General features: G+C 68.8%; 19 protein-coding genes. 9 read left to right on the top strand and 10 right to left on the bottom strand.

The features are described from left to right. The first annotated feature begins 13 nt into the window (after window positions 1-13). The 5 genes from murJ (TR33_RS19310) to TR33_RS19290 all read left to right on the top strand — a co-directional run bounded on the left by murJ (TR33_RS19310) (window position 14) and on the right by TR33_RS19290 (window position 7,191). The gene (murJ, locus tag TR33_RS19310) at window positions 14-1,897 is read left to right on the top strand and encodes a murein biosynthesis integral membrane protein MurJ (protein WP_014913379.1); all 1,884 of its coding nucleotides are present in this window, start codon (window positions 14-16) and stop codon (window positions 1,895-1,897) included. A gap of 168 nt (window positions 1,898-2,065) precedes the next feature. After that, entirely contained in the window at window positions 2,066-3,856 is a 1,791-nt protein-coding gene (gene murJ / locus TR33_RS19305; protein WP_234305899.1) for a murein biosynthesis integral membrane protein MurJ, read from the top strand. A gap of 246 nt (window positions 3,857-4,102) precedes the next feature. After that, on the top strand, window positions 4,103-5,680 hold the full coding sequence (locus tag TR33_RS19300) for a protein kinase family protein (protein WP_014910689.1): 1,578 nt from the start codon (window positions 4,103-4,105) through the stop codon (window positions 5,678-5,680). A 33-nt stretch (window positions 5,681-5,713) separates the two neighbouring features. After that, window positions 5,714-6,340 (top strand): RNA polymerase sigma factor SigM, encoded by a 627-nt coding sequence (gene sigM, locus TR33_RS19295; RefSeq protein WP_014912916.1) that lies wholly within the window; start codon window positions 5,714-5,716, stop codon window positions 6,338-6,340. After that, complete coding sequence (locus TR33_RS19290; protein ID WP_084570289.1) at window positions 6,337-7,191, top strand: anti-sigma factor; 855 nt, start codon at window positions 6,337-6,339, stop codon at window positions 7,189-7,191. The genes sigM and TR33_RS19290 overlap by 4 nt, the downstream gene beginning before the upstream one ends. Here TR33_RS19290 and TR33_RS19285 read toward each other — a convergent pair. Beyond that, the gene (locus TR33_RS19285; protein ID WP_014911357.1) at window positions 7,188-7,865 is read right to left on the bottom strand and encodes a response regulator; all 678 of its coding nucleotides are present in this window, start codon (window positions 7,863-7,865) and stop codon (window positions 7,188-7,190) included. The two genes, TR33_RS19290 and TR33_RS19285, sit on opposite strands and share 4 nt — an antisense overlap. Continuing rightward, window positions 7,862-9,025 carry a sensor histidine kinase gene (locus TR33_RS19280; protein ID WP_042284581.1) on the bottom strand — a complete coding sequence of 388 codons (1,164 nt, stop codon included), beginning with the start codon at window positions 9,023-9,025 and terminating at the stop codon, window positions 7,862-7,864. Before TR33_RS19280 ends, TR33_RS19285 begins: the two co-directional genes overlap by 4 nt. A gap of 174 nt (window positions 9,026-9,199) precedes the next feature. On the opposite strand from TR33_RS19280, the gene TR33_RS19275 reads away from it, so the two are divergent. The 3 genes from TR33_RS19275 to trxA all read left to right on the top strand — a co-directional run bounded on the left by TR33_RS19275 (window position 9,200) and on the right by trxA (window position 11,076). Beyond that, window positions 9,200-9,637 (top strand): hypothetical protein, encoded by a 438-nt coding sequence (locus tag TR33_RS19275; protein ID WP_042284579.1) that lies wholly within the window; start codon window positions 9,200-9,202, stop codon window positions 9,635-9,637. Between the two features lie 137 nt (window positions 9,638-9,774). Beyond that, complete coding sequence (gene trxB, locus TR33_RS19270) at window positions 9,775-10,707, top strand: thioredoxin-disulfide reductase (RefSeq protein WP_014912754.1); 933 nt, start codon at window positions 9,775-9,777, stop codon at window positions 10,705-10,707. Between the two features lie 45 nt (window positions 10,708-10,752). Then, on the top strand, window positions 10,753-11,076 hold the full coding sequence (gene trxA / locus TR33_RS19265; protein WP_014912343.1) for a thioredoxin: 324 nt from the start codon (window positions 10,753-10,755) through the stop codon (window positions 11,074-11,076). A 102-nt stretch (window positions 11,077-11,178) separates the two neighbouring features. On the opposite strand, the gene TR33_RS19260 is transcribed toward trxA, so the two are convergent. From TR33_RS19260 to rpmH, 8 genes are all read right to left on the bottom strand, one after another. Next, window positions 11,179-12,162 (bottom strand): ParB/RepB/Spo0J family partition protein, encoded by a 984-nt coding sequence (locus TR33_RS19260; RefSeq protein ID WP_042284578.1) that lies wholly within the window; start codon window positions 12,160-12,162, stop codon window positions 11,179-11,181. Between the two features lie 75 nt (window positions 12,163-12,237). Beyond that, window positions 12,238-13,065: a ParA family protein gene (locus tag TR33_RS19255; RefSeq protein ID WP_187294547.1), complete on the bottom strand. Its 828-nt coding sequence runs from the start codon at window positions 13,063-13,065 to the stop codon at window positions 12,238-12,240. Between the two features lie 203 nt (window positions 13,066-13,268). Further along, window positions 13,269-14,000: a 16S rRNA (guanine(527)-N(7))-methyltransferase RsmG gene (rsmG, locus tag TR33_RS19250; RefSeq protein ID WP_017536084.1), complete on the bottom strand. Its 732-nt coding sequence runs from the start codon at window positions 13,998-14,000 to the stop codon at window positions 13,269-13,271. A 335-nt stretch (window positions 14,001-14,335) separates the two neighbouring features. Next, window positions 14,336-14,824: a Jag family protein gene (locus tag TR33_RS19245; protein ID WP_014910891.1), complete on the bottom strand. Its 489-nt coding sequence runs from the start codon at window positions 14,822-14,824 to the stop codon at window positions 14,336-14,338. A 146-nt stretch (window positions 14,825-14,970) separates the two neighbouring features. Further along, window positions 14,971-15,909, bottom strand: coding sequence for a membrane protein insertase YidC (yidC, locus tag TR33_RS19240; RefSeq protein ID WP_014908764.1), 939 nt, complete (start codon window positions 15,907-15,909; stop codon window positions 14,971-14,973). Window positions 15,910-15,937: 28 nt separating this feature from the next. Beyond that, window positions 15,938-16,252, bottom strand: coding sequence for a membrane protein insertion efficiency factor YidD (gene yidD, locus TR33_RS19235; protein WP_014909391.1), 315 nt, complete (start codon window positions 16,250-16,252; stop codon window positions 15,938-15,940). After that, window positions 16,249-16,722: a ribonuclease P protein component gene (gene rnpA, locus TR33_RS19230; protein ID WP_014911370.1), complete on the bottom strand. Its 474-nt coding sequence runs from the start codon at window positions 16,720-16,722 to the stop codon at window positions 16,249-16,251. Before rnpA ends, yidD begins: the two co-directional genes overlap by 4 nt. Window positions 16,723-16,849: 127 nt before the next feature. Then, window positions 16,850-16,993 (bottom strand): 50S ribosomal protein L34, encoded by a 144-nt coding sequence (gene rpmH / locus TR33_RS26140; protein WP_014909187.1) that lies wholly within the window; start codon window positions 16,991-16,993, stop codon window positions 16,850-16,852. A gap of 757 nt (window positions 16,994-17,750) precedes the next feature. Between rpmH and dnaA the strand changes: the two genes are divergently transcribed. Continuing rightward, the gene (dnaA, locus tag TR33_RS19225) at window positions 17,751-19,667 is read left to right on the top strand and encodes a chromosomal replication initiator protein DnaA (RefSeq protein ID WP_042284576.1); all 1,917 of its coding nucleotides are present in this window, start codon (window positions 17,751-17,753) and stop codon (window positions 19,665-19,667) included. The last annotated feature ends 787 nt before the right edge of the window (window positions 19,668-20,454 follow it).

The raw sequence follows: 20,454 nt of genomic DNA, 5'->3' as shown, positions 1-20,454 counted from the left end.
ACCCTGATCCACAGTGGTCACCGACTCCCCTAACGGCGACGAGTATCCGCCTCGTTACGCCCCCAGGCACCGCAGGCCGGCCTCCGAAGGGCCGCTTCCCGGAGAGGGTCCGATCCGGCCCTATCCCGGGCCGACCCCGTCCTTCGAGGAGGGCGAGCTCCCCGAGCCCGCCGCCGACCCGTACGGCCCCGTGCTCGGCGGAGACCGCCGGGACGCCGGGGAACGCCGGGAGACGGCCGAGGAGCCGGTGAAGGAGTCCGCGGGCGAAGCGGAGCCCTCCGGCGGCATGATGCGCTCCAGCGCGATCATGGCCGTGGGGACCATGGCCTCCCGCCTGACCGGGTTCGCCCGCACCATCGTGCTGGCCGCCGCCATCGGTACCCACCTGCTGGGCGACGCCTACCACACGGCGCACACGATCCCCTTCATCCTCAACGACCTCCTCATCGGTGGTCTGATGGCCTCCGTGGTCATCCCGTTCCTGGTCAAACGGCGCAAGAACGACCTGGACGGCGGCAAGGCCACCGAGGACCGGCTCTTCACCTCGATGGTGCTCGCGCTACTGGTGGTGACCACCGTCGCGATCCTGGCCGCCGAGGCGCTGATCTGGTTGTACGGATCGCGCTTCACGTCCCTCCAGTTCGACACGTCGGTCTATCTGGCCCGGTTCCTGCTCTCCCAGATCTTCTTCGTGGGTCTGAGCGGCCTGCTCAGCGCCATGCTCAACACCCGAGGCAAATTCGGCGCGGCCGTGTGGGCCCCGGTGCTGAACAACATCGTGATCATGGGTGTGGCGGCGATGTTCCTGGTCGTGGCCGGCCCGGGGCGGACCCCCGAGACGGTCACCTCCGCCGAGCTGACCCTGCTCGGCGCCGGAACCGCCGCCGGCATGGCCCTCCAGGCCGTGGTGCTGTTCGTCGCCCTGACCCGCACCGGATACCGCTGGAGGCCCCGCCTCGACCTGCGCGGCTCCGGGCTCGGCGAGGCGCTGCGCTCGGCCGGCTGGATGATGCTCTACACCCTGCTGACCCAGGCCGGTCTGTGGATCACCACCAACATCGCCAACGCCGCCAACGTCGCCGGTATCGAGCAGGGCCTGGACGTGGGTGCCGGTATCAGCGCCTACAACCTGGCCTACCAGCTCTTCCAGCTTCCGTACGCGATCATCGCGGTCTCCCTCATCACCGTGCTGCTGCCCCGGATGAGCGCTCACGCCGACGACCGGAACTGGGACGCGGTCCGCTCGGACTTCTCCCGCACACTGCGGATCTCCGCGTTCGTGCTGGTGCCGACGGCGTTCGCGGTCGCGATGTTCGCCCAGCCCCTGTCGATCCTGGCCTTCGCCCGCGGTTCCGTCTCGGTGGAGGACGCGTCCGCCATCGGCCAGATCCTCGCGGTCATGTCGCTCGGTCTGGTGCCGTTCACCGTCTTCCAGCTCATGCTGCGGGTCTTCTTCGCGCTCGGCGACACGAGGACCCCGGCCCTCATCGGTATCGCCAACCTGGCCGTTCACAGCGGTCTGGCGCTGGTCGCCTACCTGCTCCTGCCGCCCGACATGGTGGTCGTCGGTGTGGCCGCGGGCTTCATGTTCTCGTTCCTGAGCGGGTTGACCATCGCCGGTCAGGTCCTCAGCCGGCGGATCGAGGGGCTTGACGGGAAGCACATCATTGGAACAATGTTGCGGCTGCACCTGGCAGTCGTCCCGAGCATCGCGGCGGGCTTCGGCGCGCTCTGGCTCTTCGACACCTACGTCGGTCCCGGTCTGGCCACCTACATCGGCGCCCCCGTCGCCGGTTGCGCGGTCGGCGCCCTGCTCTTCCTCGTCGCCGCGCGCGTACTGCGCGTCCCCGAGTTGAGCGCCGCGGTGGAACTCATCCGAGGCCGGCTGCGTCGTTAGTCACCGCCCCTCTCCTCCACCGGCCCCGCCCCGCCGGTGAGCACGTAGTCGTCCCACCCAGAAAAGGACCGCCCGACGGTGTCCAGCGACCACCCCCGTGAGAAGATCGAGGAGCCCTACCCGGGTCCCTCGGAACGAACGGAGCACCCCGCCCGTCGCCAGTTGGTGATGCCGGAGGACGTGCTCGACGCCTACGAACGCTCCGAACCGGAGTCCGCGCCCGAGACCGGTCTGAAGACCGTCCGGAACCCCGAGGACATCGGTGACGTCGGTACCGCGGACCGTGCCGGTCTGGAGGACGGCGACGAGATCGGCGGGTCCTCCCACACCGCGCCGGGCAACATCGCCAAGTCGACGGCGATCATGGCGGTCGGCACGATCGCCTCCCGCGTGACCGGGTTCGTCCGGACCATCGTCCTGGCGGCGGCGATCGGCACCCAGCTCCTGGGCGACGCCTATCAGACCGCGGGCATGGTCCCGTACATGATCTACGACCTGCTCATCGGCGGGTTGTTGGCCAGTGTGTTCGTGCCGTTCCTCGTCAAGCGGCGCAAGCTGGACCCCGACGGCGGCGACAAGACAGAGCAGCGGCTCGTCACCTTGATGCTGCTGGCGCTGTTCGTACTGACCCTGGTGTCCGTGCTGATCGCGGAGTGGTTCATCCGGATCTACGCGGGCGGCTTCAGCGGCTCTCAGTACGAGGTCTCGGTGATCCTGGCCCGTTACCTGGTGCTCCAGATCTTCTTCATCGGCGCCAGCGGTCTGGCCAGCGCGATGCTCAACGCGCGCAACAGGTTCGGGGCCCCGATGTGGGCGCCGGTGCTGAACAACGTCGTCATCATCGGCATCTGCGTGTGGTTCCTGTCCATCGCGGGCCCGGGACGCTCCCCCGACACGGTGACCCAGAGCGAGCTGGCCCTGCTGGGGCTGGGCACCGCCCTGGGACAGGTCGTCCAGGCCGCCGTGCTCGTGTGGGCGCTCGCGGCGGCCGGTTTCCGTTGGCGTCCCCGCCTGGACCTGCGCGGTTCGGGTCTGGGCGAGGCGGCCGGCGCCGCCTCCTGGATGATGCTCTACATCGTGGTCGCCCAGGTGGGCGCGCTCGTCTCCACCAACGTCGCCACGCGCGCCGGTTCGATGGCGGCCGAGCTGGGCTTCGACACCGGTTCGGGCATCGCCGCGTACAAGTTCGCGTCGATGCTGTTCCAGCTCCCGTACGCGATCATCGCGGTCTCGGTGATCACCGCCCTGCTGCCCCGAATGAGCGAACACGTCGCCGCCGGCCGTAAGGACCAGGTCCGCAGCGACTTCTCCCGGGGCTTCCGCCTCTCCTCGGTCCTGATCGTGCCGATCTCGGTGGCGATGATCGTCTTCGCCGTCCCGTTCTGCGTGATGATCTACGCGCAGGGCAGCACCAGCGCCGAGGACGCGGCCGCGATCGGCCGGATCCTCATGGTCTTCTGCGTGATGTTGATCCCCTTCACGCTGTTCCAGCTCCAGATGCGCGTGTTCTACGCGCTGGGCGACACGCGGACGCCCGCGCTGGTCTCGATCCCCTCCGAGATCGCTCACGCGGTCACGGCGATCGCGCTGCTGTTCGTGTTGGCGGAGAGTCCGCAGCACATCGTGGTGTGGCTGCCGCTCCCCTACGGGCTGTACTACATCGTGGGCTCGATCATCATGTGGTACATCCTCCGTAAGAGACTCAACGGGTTGGACGGGCGCCGCACCCTGGCGACCCTGTTCAAACTGCACCTGGCGGCCGTGCCCGCCGCGGTGTTCGGTGTCCTGATGATCTTCGTCTTCAGTGGTCTGCCCGGTGAGCTGTGGCCGGCGCTCGGGGCGATGGTGGCCGGGGGGCTGGTCGGTGCCGTACTGTTCGTGGTTGCCGCCAAGTTCCTCAATGTGACCGAAGTCACTGCGTTCCTTGATTTGGTCAAGACCCGCCTGCGACGCCGCTGATCACCTGGAATGGCCGACGTTGGGCGATCGGACCCGGATATGCCCCGGAAAGTGAATGAGTAGCCAATGTCCTCCAAAGAGGCTGTTCACGCGTCCTAGCATGGACAGACACCGCTTGACCACCAGAGCATCGTTTATCCGAGCTGCCCGAAGGGAGGCTGGGGACAGCAGACAGGGCCGACCCCCTCGCGTGAGCCCGCAAGGAGCACGCGCGACCCAACGGCACTGGCACCCGTCACTCCCATCATGAGCACCTTTCTGATCGAACCCGGGGCGAAGCTGGCCAACCGCTACCGACTCGACCACGTGGTGAGCGAGACCGGTGGAGCGACCCGCTGGAAGGCCACCGACGAGACGCTGGCGCGTCCTGTCGCGGTATGGACCTTCACCGAGGGTTTCCCCCGAACATCCGAGGTCGTCCGCGCGGCGAGGGCCACGAGCCGCATCCCCGACGCGCGCGTCACCCAGGTCTTCGACGCCGACGACACCACCCCCGTCCCCTACGTGGTCGAGGAGTGGGTCATCGGCTCCTCCCTGGCCGAACTCCTCGCCCAGGGCCCCATGGAGCCCGAGCGCGCCGCGGGTCTGGTCGCCGAGGCGGCCGAGGCCATCGCCGCGGCGCACGCGGGGGGTCTCCACCACCTGTGCCTGACCCCCGGCAAGCTCATGTGGAGCAGCGGCGGGGCCGTCAAGGTCACCGGCATCGGTGTCGACGCCGCGCTGCTCGGCAGCAACATCGCCGACCCCGCGGCCGTCGACACCCAGGGCCTGGGCAACCTGCTCTACGCGGCCCTCACCGGGCACTGGCCCGGTGGGCCGCAGAGCGGTCTGCCCGGTGCCCCCCAGGGCCCCATGGGCCCCTACCCGCCCGGCCAGCTCCGCCAGGGCATCAGCGACCAGCTCGCCACCATCACCACCCGCGCGGCCCTGCCGCAGTTCGCGGGCCAGATGGTGCCCGGCCCGCCGATCACCACACCGGCCGACTTCTGCGCGGCCCTGGCCGAGGTACCGCGGCTCATCCCGCTGCCCGTGGCCCCTCCGGAGGCCACCCCTCCGCCGGAGCAGGGCACCTCGCGGCGCACCGGAGAGTTCGGCGCCACCGGCCCCCGACGCAGTTCGCGCAACGCCTCGGCGCCCGCACGGAGCTCTTCCCGGCCCGCCCCGGCCCGGGAAGAGGAGTACACCGACCGCGAACGACGCCCGTCCGCCAGGCGACTGGTGATCGGGGCCCTGGCCCTGCTCCTGTTCGCCGCCGTGGTCACGGGGGCCTGGGTCGTCGGCTCCATGATGCGCCCCGGCGACGAGGGCGAGACCGAGGCCGACTCCGGATCCGAGACCACCGAGGAGACGGTCGACAGCGCCGACCTGGAGGTCCTGCCGATCTCCTCGTCCACCGGGTTCGACCCGTTGCCGGGTGGCGACGGCTCCGAGCACGACGCCAACGCGCCCCGGGCCCACGATGGCGATCCGTCCACCCAGTGGAACACCGAGGGCTACAACGACCCCATGGGCACCGAGAAGAGCGGTGTCGGTCTGCTCCTCGACCTCGGCTCCTCCCAGGAGGTCCACGAGGTGGACCTGACCCTGCCCGCCCGTGAGTACGGGGTCCAGGTCAGGGTCGGGGACACGAACTCGGTCTCCGACGACGCCTCCCTGGACGCCGGTCTCCCGGTCGCCTGGGAGGGTTCGATCAACGGCGAACAGGTCGTCACCCTCGACGAGAGCGTCTCCGGACAGTACGTCCTGATCTGGTTCACCTCCCTGCCCACGGACGAGGGTCGCTACCGTGGGAGCATTGTCGAAGTCGAGGTACGCGGACTCTAGATTCTCGAGTGACGGGGTATGTGATCAGCGCTGATGGAAGCGGCCCAGGAGCTTCCCGACAAGGAGCTGTTGTCGAGGCACGCTCAAGGTGACGAACAGGCGTTCGCGGTACTCGTTCGCCGACACCGTGAGCGCCTCTGGGCTGTCTCCATCCGGATCATGGGCGATCCGGAGGAGGCCTCCGACGCCCTCCAGGACGCCTTCCTGTCCGCCTTCCGCGCCGCCGACCGTTTCCGCGGCGAGGCGCAGGTCACCACCTGGCTGCACCGGATCGTGGTGAACGCCTGCCACGACCGGCTCAGACGCAGGAAGGTACGTCCCGCCACGCCGACCGAGGACGAGACCCTCGACGTCATCTCCAACGAACGGCTCGGGCGCACCGGCGGCGCGCCCGACCACGCCTCCCGCACCGAGGCCCGGCTGGACGTGCACGCGGCGCTGGAGCTCCTGCCCCTGGACCAGCGCATGGCGCTGACCCTGGTGGACATGCTCGGCTACCGGGTGGACGAGGCCGCCGAGATCCTCGACGTGGCCCCGGGCACCATCAAGAGCCGGTGTGCCCGAGGTCGCGCGAAACTTCTTCCGTCTCTGGCCCATCTAAGGAACCCCGCATCTCCCCGAGACGTCACATCTGAGAGAGGAGGTGCCAACCCATCGTGACGTCCCATCCAGACGTGGAGGCACTCGCCTTCTTCGCCGAGGACCTTCTGGGCCCCGACGAGGAACGTTCGGTCGCCGACCACATAGAGACCTGCGCGACCTGCGCGACCACCCTCGACGATCTCGCGGGGGTCTCCAGAACGCTCGCCGGGACACCGGCCCCCGCGATGCCGCGGGACGTCGCCGACCTCCTCGACGACGGGATCGCCCGTGCCGTCGCCGAACGCGCGGCGAACGAGGCCAAGGACGAGACGGAACACGAGGCGCCTCCCGTCGAGGAGAACCGGCCCGCCACGGTGGTCCCGTTCACCCCGAAACGACGCGGCCTCGGACTGCCCAGGCTCATGATGGTCGCCGCCGCCTCCGTCTTCGTGATCGGTGGCGGTACCGCCGTCCTCACCAACGTGCTCTCCGAGGACCGGGCCGACCAGGGTGTCGCCTCCTCCCCCCTGACGGAGGAGAGCGAATCCGACCCCGACATCACCCGGTCCTACTCCACCGAGGCCCTGGAGAGCGGCACGGTCTACACCGAGGAGCGGCTCGCCGAACAGGCCTCCCGGGTCCTGGCCATGACCGAGGAGGGAGAGAGCGGCACGGGCCCCGGTGTCCAGACCCTCTCCTCCGACCTCCCCGCCGGCGCCCAGGAGTGCGTGACCCTCTATGAGGAGGCCACCGGTTCCCGTGTGACGTTGCTCGACGACGCCCTCTGGGAGGGGGGATCCGAGAGCGGCGAACGCGCCTGGGTCCTGTTCGTCCGTGACGCCGACGGCGCCTCCGTGGTGGTCCTCGACCCGACCTGCGCCCGAGTCGGCGACGTCACCGAACAGGTACTCGCCGAGGAGCGGCTCTAGGAGCCGGGGCGGATCAGGCCGCTCTCGTAGGCGACCACCACGAGCCCCACACGGTCCCTGACCCCCAGCTTGGTGAGCAACCGCCCCACATGGGTGCGGGCGGTCGCGGGGCTCAGATGCAGCTCGGCGCCGATCTCCTGGTTGGACCTCCCCCGGCCGACCAGGGCCAGGACCTCGCGCTCCCGATCGGTGATCCCCTCCAGTCGCCGGTCCGCCCCCGGTGGCGGCTCCACCTCCACCAGCCGTTCGACGACCCTGCGGGTGACCCCGGGCGAGAGGAGGGCCTCCCCCGCGGCGACCGTGCGGACCGCCTCCCTGAGCTCTCCGGGACCCGCGTCCTTGAGCAGGAAACCGGCGGCCCCCGAACGCAGCGCCCCGAACACGTTGTCGTCCTCGCCGAAGGTGGTCAGCACGACCACCCGGGTGTCGACATGTCGGCGACCCGACACATCGGTACGTCGGCGTTCCAGCTCCCTCAGGACGTCCAACCCGTCCAGGACCGGCATCTGCAGGTCCAGCAACAGGACGTCGGGACGGAAGCGGTCGAGCTCCACGAGGGCCGCGCGACCGTCGGACGCCTCCGCCACCACCTCGATGTCCCCGTCCCGTTCCACCAGGGCCCGCACACCGGCGCGGACCAGAGGCTGATCGTCGGCCAACAGCACCCGGATCACGCCCCACCTCCAAGGGGGAGTCGCGCCCGTACCCGGAACCCGCCGGCCGGATCGGGGCCGACCTCCAGCGTCCCCTCCGCCATGCGCACCCTCTCCCGCATACCCGTCAACCCGCTGCCCTCTCGTACCGGTGTCCGCACGGATCCTCCGTCGTCGGTGATCGTGACGGTGAGTCCGTCCCCGTCCCGTGCCATCAGGACCCGGGCGTGACGGGCCCCCGCGTGCCGGAGCGTGTTGGTGAGCGCCTCCTGGACCACCCGGTAGGCGACCGCGTCGACCAGCCCCGGCAGCCCCTCTCCCGGGGAACCGGACACCTCCACCCGGACCCCGGCGTCCCGGACCGAGGAGGCCAACGCCTCCAGATGGGCCAGGCCGGCCACCGGCTCGACCTCTCCCCCGGGATCGCGTAGGGCCCGCACCGTGGCCCGCAGGTCCCGCAGCCCCTCTCTGGCGGCCCGGGAGACGTGATCCAGCTCCGCCCTCGCCACCGACGGATCCTCCACGCCCTCCTCCAACGCCTCCGATGCGACCGCCGAATGCAACGAGACCACCGACAGATGGTGGCCGACCGCGTCGTGCAGATCCCTGGCGATCCGGGTGCGTTCGCGCGCCGTCCGTTCCGCGGCCTCCGCCTCCCGCGCCTGGGCGTCCAGCACGGCGATGCGCCGCCGTTGCCGCGCGCCCTCGCGCCGTTGTCGCGTTCCGTCCCCCAGCGCGATCGCGGCGCCCATGATCGCGACGGTGGACGCCAGTTCGTAGCCGAGGAGATAGGCGGGGTCCTGTCCCTCCCCCAGCCTGATGAGGGTGGAGAGCGACAGGAGCGCCGTCGCCCCTCCGACCGCCCACCGGGTGTGCCCGGCCTCCGCCGCCGAGTACAACGCCCCGGCCAGGGGGACCGCGAGGCCGATCGTGGGCAGGTCGATCACGTAGTTGGCGACGACCAGGACACAGGTGGCCGCCAGGACGAAGAGGGGCCGACGGCGTCGGACGAGCATGAGGACCCCGAGGACCACCGCCAGCCCGTATCCGAGCGGCTGGTTCCCCCTCCCGCTGACATCCGCGCCGACCGCGATCGCCACCACGGCGAAGACCGCGAAACCGAACAGCAGGTCGACGACGAGGGCGTGGCGGGTGGACTGCTCCGGCGGCGGCTCCGTCATGCGCCGATTCTACGAAGCGGGGGTGTCCGCTCCACCGGCCTTCGAGCGCGCGTCGGTACGCGTTCGGACGTAATGGTGAGCGCCCGGGATCCGACGCCGACGTCGAGACCGCGACCTAGCGTCGTCGACGTCGAACCGATCGCGTCGTCACGACGCCCGTCCCGGGAGGTAGCCGTGGGAGAACGGACACCGTCCACTTCGCGAGGCCCGTGGTCCGAGATCCCCTGGCCGCTCGTGCTGGGGCTCGGAGCCTTGGCGCTGATCCGCCCTTTGCTGAACGTCACGGGGATCGCCGACGTGCTCTCCCCCGGCCCGACCGTCCCCGTGGTGACGACCGTGGTGATCACCGCGGTATGGGTGACCGCGGTGGTGGTGGCCCGGGTCCCCCGCCCCCTTCTCACCCTCGTCCACGCCGGACTGGCCTACGGGGTGTTCGCCGTCGTGTCGAGCGCCATACTGTCACCGCTCCTCCAAGGAGAGCTCCAAGGGCCGCTCACCCACCCCTTCGCGCCGGTCTCGGTCCTGGCCGTGAACGCCCTCTGGGGCGCCCTTTCCGGGGCGCTCGCCCTGGTGGCGCGCGCGGCGCTCGACCGCGGTGCCCACCACCCCTGAGGGGTATACCCCTCCTGGGTAAGCCGCGGGGATGTCGGACCGGGAATGCGGGGCCTCTACCATCGGTTGTGCTAACCATCTTTCCCCTCCGGTCACGCCACCGTGGCCAGGGCAACGACTGTGAAGGGCCTACGAGCGTGAGTGACGTCCGTAATGTGATCATCATCGGTTCCGGTCCGGCGGGTTACACCGCCGCCGTGTACGCCGCGCGCGCAGAACTGCGCCCCCTGGTCTTCGAAGGGTCCATCACCGCCGGCGGCGCTCTGATGAACACCACCGAGGTGGAGAACTTCCCCGGCTTCCCCGACGCGATCATGGGCCCCGACCTCATGGACAGCATGCGCAAGCAGGCCGAGCGCTTCGGTGCCGAGCTCGTCCCCGAGGACGTCACCTCGGTGGACCTGACCAAGCCGGTCAAGGAGGTCACCGCGGGCGACGAGACCTTCCTCGCGCACACCGTCATCCTGGCCACCGGTTCGGGCTACCGCGAGCTGGGCGTGCCCGGCGAGAAGGAGCTCTCCGGCCGCGGCACCTCCTGGTGCGCCACCTGTGACGGTTTCTTCTTCCGTGACCAGGACATCGCGGTCGTCGGCGGCGGCGACACCGCGATGGAGGAGGCCCTCTTCCTCACCCGCTTCGCCAAGTCCGTGACGGTCATCCACCGCCGTGACGAGCTGCGCGCCAGCAAGATCATGGCCGACCGTGCCTTCGCCAACGACAAGATCTCCTTCCTCTGGGACACCGAGGTCACCGAGGTCCTGGGCGAGGACCGCGTCAGCGGCCTGAAGCTGCGCAACACCCGTACCGGCGAGGGCGACACCCTGGACGTCACCGGGCTGTTCGTCGCGATCGGCCACGACCCGCGCGTGGAGCTCTTCAAGGACCAGATCGACCTCGACGAGGAGGGCTACGTCCAGGTGGAGTTCCCGTCCACCCGTACCAACCTCGAAGGCGTCTTCGCCGCCGGCGACGTGGTCGACCACCAGTACCGTCAGGCGATCACCGCCGCGGGCACCGGCTGCTCGGCCGCCCTGGACGCCGAGCGCTTCCTCGCCGAGCACGGCAACTGACCCCCACCTCCCACCCTTTTCCGTCGATCCAAGGAGAACCGAGCAGTGTCGACCGTCAAGACCGTCACCGATGCCGACTTCAAGGAAGAGGTCCTCTCCAGCGACCTTCCGGTCCTGGTGGACTTCTGGGCCGACTGGTGCGGCCCCTGCAAGCAGATGGCCCCGGTTCTGGACAAGCTGGCCGAGGAGCACGGCGCCAAGCTCAAGGTCGTCAAGCTCAACACCGACCAGAACCCGCAGACGCCCCGTGAGTACAACGTCATGTCGCTGCCGACCATGAACGTCTACAAGGACGGCCAGGTCGTCAAGCAGCTCATCGGCGCCAAGCCCAAGCGCGTCCTGGAGAAGGAGCTCGCCGAGTTCCTGTGACCGGGAGGCCGGAAGCACACGAAGGGCCCGCGGGGATCACCCCGCGGGCCCTTCGCCGTTCTCGGCCCGGATGTTCCACGTGAAACATCGAGCCTCGCGTCCTCAGTTCTCGATCTGGCGGATGATCCGTTCCAGGTCCTCGACCGTCGCGAACTCCACGACGATCTTGCCCTTGCGCCGGCCGATGTCCACCTTCACCGTGGTGTCGAGTCGGTCGCCGAACCGGGTCGCCCACTCCTCGACCTGAGGAGGATTCTCTATCCTCCCCGCCTGGACCCGGCGCGGCTTCTCCTCCTCCGGGATCTCCCGCAGGGAGACGATCTCCTCCAGGGAGCGCACCGACAGGCCCTCGTTGATCACCCGTTGGGCCAGGCGATCCTGAGCCTCGGGATCGTCGATCGACAGGAGTGCGCGTGCGTGTCCGGCGCTGAGCACACCGGCCGCGACCCTCGTCTGCACCTTCGGTGAAAGGTTGAGCAGACGCAGCATATTGGCGATGTAGGGACGCGACTTACCGACCTGCTGGGCGAGCTCCGCCTGGGTCGTGCCGAAGTCGTCCAGCATCTGCTGGTAGGCAGCGGCCTCCTCCAACGGGTTGAGCTGCTGCCGATGGAGGTTCTCCAGGAGGGCCTCCCGGAGCAGTTCGTCGTCCTCCGTCTTACGGACGATCGCCGGGATCCGTTCGAGCGAGGCGAGCCTGCTCGCGCGGAACCGACGCTCGCCCATGATCAGCTCGTAGCGCGGCCGGTCGCCGCCCTCGACCTTGCGGACCACCACGGGCTGGAGCAGACCGACCTCGACGATCGACTCCCGCAGTTCCTCCAAGGCCTCGTCGTCGAAGTGCGTCCTGGGTTGTCGGGGGTTGGGGACGATGTCGGAGAGGGCGATCTCCTCCAGGTAGGTGCCGTCCGGCAACTCCTTGGGGCCCTCGGTCTTCGGAGGCTCGGTCACCGGAGCCACCGGGGCCGCCGGGATCACCGCGGGGTTCACCGTCTCTCGAACACTCTCCCCCGGCGCGGGGACCGCCGGCCCCTGCGGGATGAGTGCCCCCAGTCCCTTGCCCAATCCGCGCCGCTGCTGACTCACCGGCAATTCCCTTCACATTCCTAGCGTGCCGTCCGTCCGACCGGAGAACGGGTGTTCCACGTGAAACAATCGGCGTCAGCCGACACCGGGCCCCTCGGCCCGATGCGCGATCTCGCGCGCCGCTTCGAGGTAGGCCATCGCCCCGGTGGACATGGGGTCGTAGGTCATGACCGACTGGGCGTAGCTCGGCGCCTCGGAGACACGGACACTCCTCGGCACCTGGGTTCTCAGGACCAGGTCGCCGAAGTGGGAACGCACCTCGTCGGCCACCTGCTGGGAGAGCCGGGTCCGCGCGTCGTACATCGTCAGCAGGATCGTGCTGACCGAGAGCCCCGTGTTCAGGTGGGACTTGACCAGCTCCACGTTGCGCAGCAGCTGCCCCAGGCCCTCCAGCGCGTAGTACTCGCACTGGATCGGGATCATGACCTCGTCGCACGCCACCATCGCGTTGACCGTCAGCAGGCCGAGCGAGGGCGGGCAGTCGATGAGGATGTAGTCGAGGTCGGAGGTGTCGTAGGCGCTGAAGGCCCTCTTGAGCCTGGCCTCTCGCGCAACGAGGGAGACCAGTTCGATCTCGGCGCCGGCCAGGTCGATCGTGGCGGGGGCGCACCACAGGTCGGGGATGTCCGGGACCGGCTTGGCCAGCTTCCGGATCTCTTCGTCCTCCACCAGACAGTGGTAGATGGACCGGGTCTGATCGTCGCGCTCCATACCGAGAGCGGTGGAGGCGTTCCCCTGCGGGTCGAGGTCGACCACGAGGACACGCTGGCCGTGCATGGCCAGGGCCGCGGCGATGTTGACCGTCGTGGTCGTCTTACCGACGCCGCCCTTCTGGTTGGCGACGCTGATCACCCGGCAGGACCGGGGACGAGGCCAGATCTCCTCGCGTCCTCGGCCGGACATGGCCGAACGGGCCGCCTGGGCGAGGGGGGTTTCGGGAGCGCCACCGTGAGCCGCCCCCCATGTTTCACGTGAAACAGGGGACTGACCCACCGCTGGATCCGCCGGTGCTCCAGGGGAAACATCGAGCAGGTCTCCATAGGCGCCTACCGGTGTTTCACGTGAAACACCGGCGTTGTCGGCTGGGTTCTGGGACACGAATGAGTTCACCTCTTCCGTCCGCGTTTCTTCTTGCCGCCCCGTCTCTTCTTCTGGGAACCTCCGGATCGGGACGGACCACCGTCGGATGTCACCGTGACGCGAACGACCGTGGTAGCGGGATCGACTTTACCCCGACCCACCCTGATCACATCGCACGCACTGGGCCGCAGTTTCGAAACGTCTTTCTCGGCCTCCGCGAGTTCGGCCTCCGCCTGCTCCCCCTTGAGGGCCAGCAGGCTGCCGTCCTTGCGCAACAGAGGTAGCGACCAACCGGCCAATCGGGAGAGCGGAGCCACCGCACGAGCCGTGACGAAGTCGGTGTGGAGCTCCCCGTGGGCCTCTTCCGCACGCCCTCGACGCACCGTCACGTTCTTCAGCCCCAGCAGTTCGACCGCCTCGTCGAGGAAGACGGTCCGTCGCAGCAGAGGCTCCAAGAGGGTCATCCGGATGTCGGGACGTACCAGGCCGAGCACCAGCCCGGGCAGGCCGGCACCCGATCCGACGTCCACCACCTCCGCGCCCTCCGGAAGCAACTCCTCGACGACGGCGCAGTTGATGAGGTGCCTCCCCCAGAGGCGGGGCACCTCCCGGGGGCCGATCAGCCCACGCCGCACACCATCGTCGGCGAGAAGTTCGGCGTAGCGGATGGCCACGGGCAGGCTGTCGCCGAACACCGCCTCCGCCTGCGGGGGCGGTGCGGGGAGCGTAGCGCCGGTCTCCTCAGCGCCCGAGGTCATCGGTCACCACCTGTCGGAACTCGTCCATCGTCACTTCCATGAACCGTTGAGTCGTCATGTCGACCTGTCCATCGGTCGACGACGAGCGGAGCGCACGGCGGATCACGGCAGTCCGCGCGCACAGAGACTCTCCCACCGAGGGATCGCGCGGTGCGCGGTTCAGGGTCGCCCTCACACTGCCGAGAGCGGGACGACACGAGGGAAGGGTCTCGGCTCGATCCTATGTGTGAGGCGCCCCCGGGTTTCACGTGAAACACCTCCCCGTGCCGATCGAGCGCATACGAAAGGGGCGGTGTTCCACGTGAAACACCGCCCCGACGCTCGAAGAGCGGACGTCAGTCCGCCGGGTGGACCACCACGTAGCGGTTGGGCTCCTCGCCCTCCGACTCGCTGCGCAGGCCGGCCGCGGCGACCGCGTCGTGCACGACCTTGCGCTCGAAGGGGGTCATCGGCTCCAACTCGCGGGCCTCACCGGTCTCCTTGACCTTGTTCGCCGCTTCGGTCCCGGTCTGGAAGAGCACCTTGCGGCGCCCCTCCCGGTACCCGCCGATGTCCAGCATCAGACGGCTGCGCTCGCCCGTGGCGCGGTGGACCGCCAGCCGGGTCAGCTCCTGGAGGGCCTCCAGGACCTCGCCGTCCTCGCCGATGAGCTCGTCCAGGGTGGCACCGACGACGGAGACCATCGCCCGGTCGCCCTCGACGTCCATGTCGATGTCGCCGTCGAAGTCCGCGATGTCGAGGAGACCCTCGATGTAGTCCGCGGCGATGTCACCCTCGTTCTCCAGGGCCTCGACGTCGATTCCGGCCTCAGGTGCCTCAGCCACCGCTACTCCACCGCTCTCTTCCGCGCTACTTCCCACAGCGATCCCGTCTCCTCGTATCCGTCAAGTCCCTGACCGCCGTACGCCTCAGGGGCATTGTCGCCTGCGCACTCGCAAGTCACCGCCGTCGACACGAAGCGGATTCGACCCTACTTGGACCCACCGCCGCGCTTGGAACGCGACTGCTTCTTCGGCTGCCTGCGTTCGATCTTAGGCTGTTCCTGCGGCTCCGGCGTGGTTTCGGAGCTCTTCTTGCGACCCAACATCCCCTTGGCCGGCCCCTTGGAGGGGGTGCCCTTGGCGGAGGCGTCGGACTCGCCCGGAAGCGGCTGGTTCCGGTAGAGGAAGTGCTGCTGCACCATCGTCCAGATGTTGGAGGTGACCCAGTAGACGAGGACACCGATCGGCATCATGAGACCGAAGAGCCCGAAGAGGGGCGCCATGTACATCATGATCTTCTGGGTCTGCATCATCGGGTTGTCAGGCTGCTGCGCCATGCTGCGCTTGATGCTCTGACGCATGGTCAGGAACGTCGTCGTTCCCATGACCACACACGCGATCGCGATGACGATCTTCGCCATGATCGGGTCGGTGGCGCCCAGGGCCCGAAGCTCTTCGGGCGAGGTGTTGAACTGGGCCGCGATCGGAGCGTGGAAGATCAGCGCCTCACGCGCGCTGTCGGCCAACTCCTGGGTGAAGCCGAACTGCACCTTGCCCTCGGCGACGCTGCGCAGCACGCTGAACAGAGCGAAGAAGACCGGCATCTGGAGCAGCAGCGGGAGGCAACCCATGATCGGGTTGGTGCCGCTCTCCTGATAGAGCTTCATCGACTCCCGCTGGAGTCGCTCCTTGTCGTGCTTGTAGCGCTCCCGAAGCTTCATGATCTTCGGCTGCACTTCCTGCATCTTGCGCTGCGTGTTCATCTGCTTGACGAACAGCGGCACCATCAGCAGACGCATCAGGCAGGTCAGCAGCACGATGGACAGGCCCCACGCCCACCCGCTGTCGGGGTTCAGGCCAACGATGGTCAGACCCGAGTGGATCCAGACCAACACGTGGCCGATGATGTTGTAAAGCCAGTCCAGCACCGGCCAACTCCTCGGTGATTCGGTTCAGCTACTGGTCCCCGGAAGCGGTGCCGGTGGACCCGGTTCCGCCCGTAGACTCCTCGGACTCCTCGTTCCGGCGCCCCCTGGGCGGCGGAACCGGATCAAGACCCCCCGGATGGAAGGGGTGGCAACGGGCGATGCGCCTGACGGCGAGCCACCACCCGTACAGCGCGCCGTGCACGCGGAGCGCCTCGACGGCGTACGCGCTGCACGAAGGATAGAAGCGGCAGACCGGGGGGAAGAGCGGGCTGATGAAACGTTGGTAGCCGCGGATCGGCAGGATCAGCAACCGCGCGAACGCCGTCGGTCTGTGCTCGGTCATCGGCTCGTCCACCGTTCTGCGCCCTCGTCGGGGCGGCGGTTCCCGTCTGTTCCGCTCTTCGTCGCCTCGGTCGGCGCGGGTTCGTCTCCCCCGCGTCCGCGTCGGCGTCGCGAGGCCCCACGGGGTCGTCGGGCCGCGGCGATCGCGCTGTCGAGTTGTACAGCCAGTTCCTCCTGCCGCAGATGCGCGGCGGAGGGTCGGGCACGTACTACCAGCAGGCTACCGTTTGGCAGAAACTCCGATCGAGCGCGCATCAGGTGACGCAGTCTGCGCTGGACGCGCTTGCGCACCACCGCTCCCCCGACCGCCTTGCTCACGACGAAACCGATACGTGGCGGGTCGGCGGCGTCGGTCTCCTTCTTCGGAGCGAGATAGACCACGCCCAGGGCGTCACGCGAGGCGCGCCTGCCCGAACGCATGACCGATCCGAACTCGGAGCTGTGACGCATCCGATTCCGCGGCGACAACATCGGCGTTCCTCCGGGAGCGGAAGGTGGCACGGCCGGACGCCTCGACCGACGCCGTCATGCCACGACAAAGGGACCGGCCGGCGAGAAGGCCGGACGGTCCCAGTGAAGACTTGAGGCTGCGCGTGGCCTAGTGGCTCACGGTCAGCGCGGCGCGTCCCTTACGACGACGCGAGGCGATGATGGCGCGACCGGCGCGCGTACGCATGCGCAGCCGGAAGCCGTGGACCTTCGCGCGACGCCGGTTGTTCGGCTGAAACGTACGCTTGCTCACTACTGGCTCCAGGGGCGTGTCAGGAAAGTACTACGACAGACCCCCAGGATATGCGGGGCCTTACAGTGCGTACGCCGTCGCCGCGACATCGTGATCTCACGAGCGCAGGCAGAATCCTCGGCATAAGCATAAAGAAGATACGACCTGGTCGGGTCGGGGTCAAATCAGACCGCTGCGTGGGCCTCCGGGCGGGGGCCGGGCGGTGGTGGAGACCACTGCGCGCGCTCACCCCGACGGCCTGTGGACAACCCGCCCGGTCGGCGTGTGAGACTTCCACAGAAGGTGGGGTCTGTGGATAACCTCAACCTGTGGATAACTCACCTCCGAAGCTGTCCACAGCCTCCCCGCCGTCGAACAGAAACGCTATAAACCCCTTCTGACCAGGGGATTGTGGATAACCTCCCACTGTGCACAGACTCCTGACATCCTGTGGATAAACCTGTGCACAACCTGTGGACAACCCCGGGAACCTGTGGAAACCCGGGGGACCTCGCCGCCCCCGCGACACGCGGGCGGTGGAGTTCTCCACAGGGTGGTTCCGGCCCGAGAGTCCGGATCCGTACCTCCCTCCCTGCCCCGACACCTCCCTCAGGGGAGGACAATGGGAGTGGCGGACCTCCCGGGGTCCGACACCGAGACACGCAGCACCTATCTCCCCCGTCCCCTCACCGCCTCCGAAACCCACCCGAACAGATCCGCACCGAAGGGACAGCAACCATGGCAGGTCACCTTGGCTGACGCACAGGTCAACCTCGCAATGGTCTGGTCGAGCGTGTTGGACGGGATCGACAACGACGCCCTCCCCGCACACCAGCGCGCCTGGCTGCCGCAGACCCGTCCGCTGGGCCTGATCGAGGACACCGCGCTGATCGCGGCGCCCAACGAGTTCACGAAGAAGGTCCTCGAAAGCCGGCTCCACCCGGCGATCAGCAAGGCTCTCTCCGCCCACCTGGGACGGGAGATCCGTGTGGCGGTGACGGTGGATCCCACCGCCGTCCCCACCCCTCCCCCGACCCCGTCGCCCTATGGCGGGCCCCGAGAGCCCGTGCCCGGGCCGTTCTCCCCCGGGCGGGACCAGGGCCCGGCCCTGCCCGACCACGCGCCGCCGGTCTCCGAACCGCGCCCCTCCCCCGCCCGGCCCTCCTTCCAGGAGCCGCGCGGGCAGCACGCGCGCCCGGCGAGCCCTCCCGCGCCGCCCGCCCCCGAGCGAGGCCCGGTCCCCGCCGACCTGCTCGGCCCCGAGGGGGCGCACGGGACCCAGGAGCCGCTCCCCACCGCGGGCGGATCCGCGGAACCGTGGCCCGAGGCACCCGCGCCGGAGACCCCGGCCGAGGCGCCCGGACTCCAGGAGACGCCGCCGGAGACCCCCGCGTCCTGGGGGGCGGCCGGAGGATGGCCCACCCAGGAGGAACTCTGGCGCCAGCAGGGTTGGGGCGAGGCCGACTGGGACCGCCCCAACCGCTGGGAGACCCCGGCGTCCGAGGCCGCCGAGACACCCGAGGTCGGCACGGTGGCCCCGAACGAGGTCGAGGACGCGAAGACCGCGGAGGAGGAGCCCCCGGAGTCGGCGAGGCCCGCCGCCGAGGCCCCCTCCCCCACCGCGCCGCCCGGGCGCTCTCCGGAGATCCCGCCGGGCGATCACGCGCGGCTGAACCCGAAGTACACCTTCGACACCTTCGTCATCGGCTCCAGCAACCGGTTCGCCCACGCGGCCTCCGTCGCCGCGGCCGAGGCCCCGGCCAAGGCGTACAACCCGCTGTTCATCCACGGCGGTTCCGGTCTGGGCAAGACCCACCTGTTGCACGCCATCGGCCACTACACGCACCGGCTGTACGAAGGCTCGCGGGTCCGCTACGTCAGCTCGGAGGAGTTCACCAACGAGTTCATCAACTCGATCCGGGACGGTAAGGCGGACGGGTTCCGCCGCCGCTACCGGGACATCGACGTGCTCCTGGTGGACGACATCCAGTTCCTGGAGAACAAGGAGCAGACGCAGGAGGAGTTCTTCCACACCTTCAACACGCTCCACAACTCCGACAAGCAGATCGTCATCTCCAGCGACCGGCCTCCCAAGCAGCTCACCACGCTGGAGGACCGCATGCGCAGTCGGTTCGAGTGGGGTCTGCTCACCGACGTCCAGCCGCCCGAGCTGGAGACCCGCATCGCCATCCTGCGTAAGAAGGCGGCCCAGGAGGGCCTGGCGGCACCGCCCGAGGTGCTGGAGTTCATCGCCAGCAAGATCTCGACCAACATCCGCGAGTTGGAGGGCGCCCTGATCAGGGTGACCGCCTTCGCCAGCCTCAATCGGCAGTCGGTCGACCTGGACCTCACCGGCCAGGTCCTGCGCGACCTGGTGCCCAACAGCGAGGTCCCCGAGATCACGGCGAGCACGATCATGTCCCAGACGGCCGCCTACTTCGGGCTGAGCCTGGAGGACCTGTGCGGGACCTCCCGTTCCCGGGTGCTGGTGACGGCCCGTCAGATCGCGATGTACCTGTGCCGGGAGCTGACCGACCTCTCCCTGCCCAAGATCGGCCAGCAGTTCGGTCGGGACCACACCACCGTCATGCACGCCGACCGCAAGGTACGGGCGCTGATGGCGGAGCGCCGCTCGATCTACAACCAGGTCCACGAGCTCACCAGTCGGATCAAGGACCAACCGACGCTCACCTGACCGTCCCTGTCGGGGACGACGCGCGAGAGGAGGAGGGGCACCGCACGGTGCCCCTCCTCCTCTCTTCTCTCCCGCTCTCCGTCGCCCACGTGTGGACGAGTCGCCTCGTCGCTCCGTCCACAAGTCGACACGTCCACATCCCCCGGAACGGGGCCCTCGTCCCTCCGAGAGCCCCGTTCCGCCGTCCACAGCCCCTCCGCCCCGAGGAGGGAGACGTTGTCCACAGGTTCCGCGTCCCTCCGTCGTCCGAACCCTCCGGGGTCCGCCCACGGAGAGTTATCCACAGGCTTGTGCGAGGTTTCCTCCCCTCTCGGGGGATAGGAGAGTGTCGTCGCCGGGTGCTACCGTCCGTGCCCGACACGTATGGTTCGCCCCTGCTCCTCAGGGCTTTCGGGAGGTGGGGCGACCTTTTGTCCGTGCCGGCCGGAGGGGGTGCGACCACCGTGACAACGAACGTTGCTCACAAAGTTCCGGTGACCTGTGGAAAACCCTGTGCACAGACCTTTCGCCCTGATTCGAGAGGTATGCGCGAGGGTCGGGAAAAAAATTTTTGCCGCACCGGAGCCGAGTTATCCACAGCCAGGCCCCAAAATCTGTGGATAACCCTGTGGACAAGCTGTGGACAACCGCCTCGGCCCTGTGGGTAACCCGGGGTCGCCCTGTGGACAGGGGAACCCATGATCCGACCACCGCATCACCGGCTGTTGTGGAAAAGATGGGGAAAACCTGTGGATGAGACTGTGGACGGCGTGTGGAAAAACTGAGAGGCCTCTGCTCCGTCCACAGG

Source organism: Nocardiopsis alba (assembly GCF_000710955.1).
Classification (GTDB): Bacteria; Actinomycetota; Actinomycetes; order Streptosporangiales; family Streptosporangiaceae; genus Nocardiopsis; species Nocardiopsis alba.
This window is presented reverse-complemented; position numbering and strand designations above follow the sequence as displayed.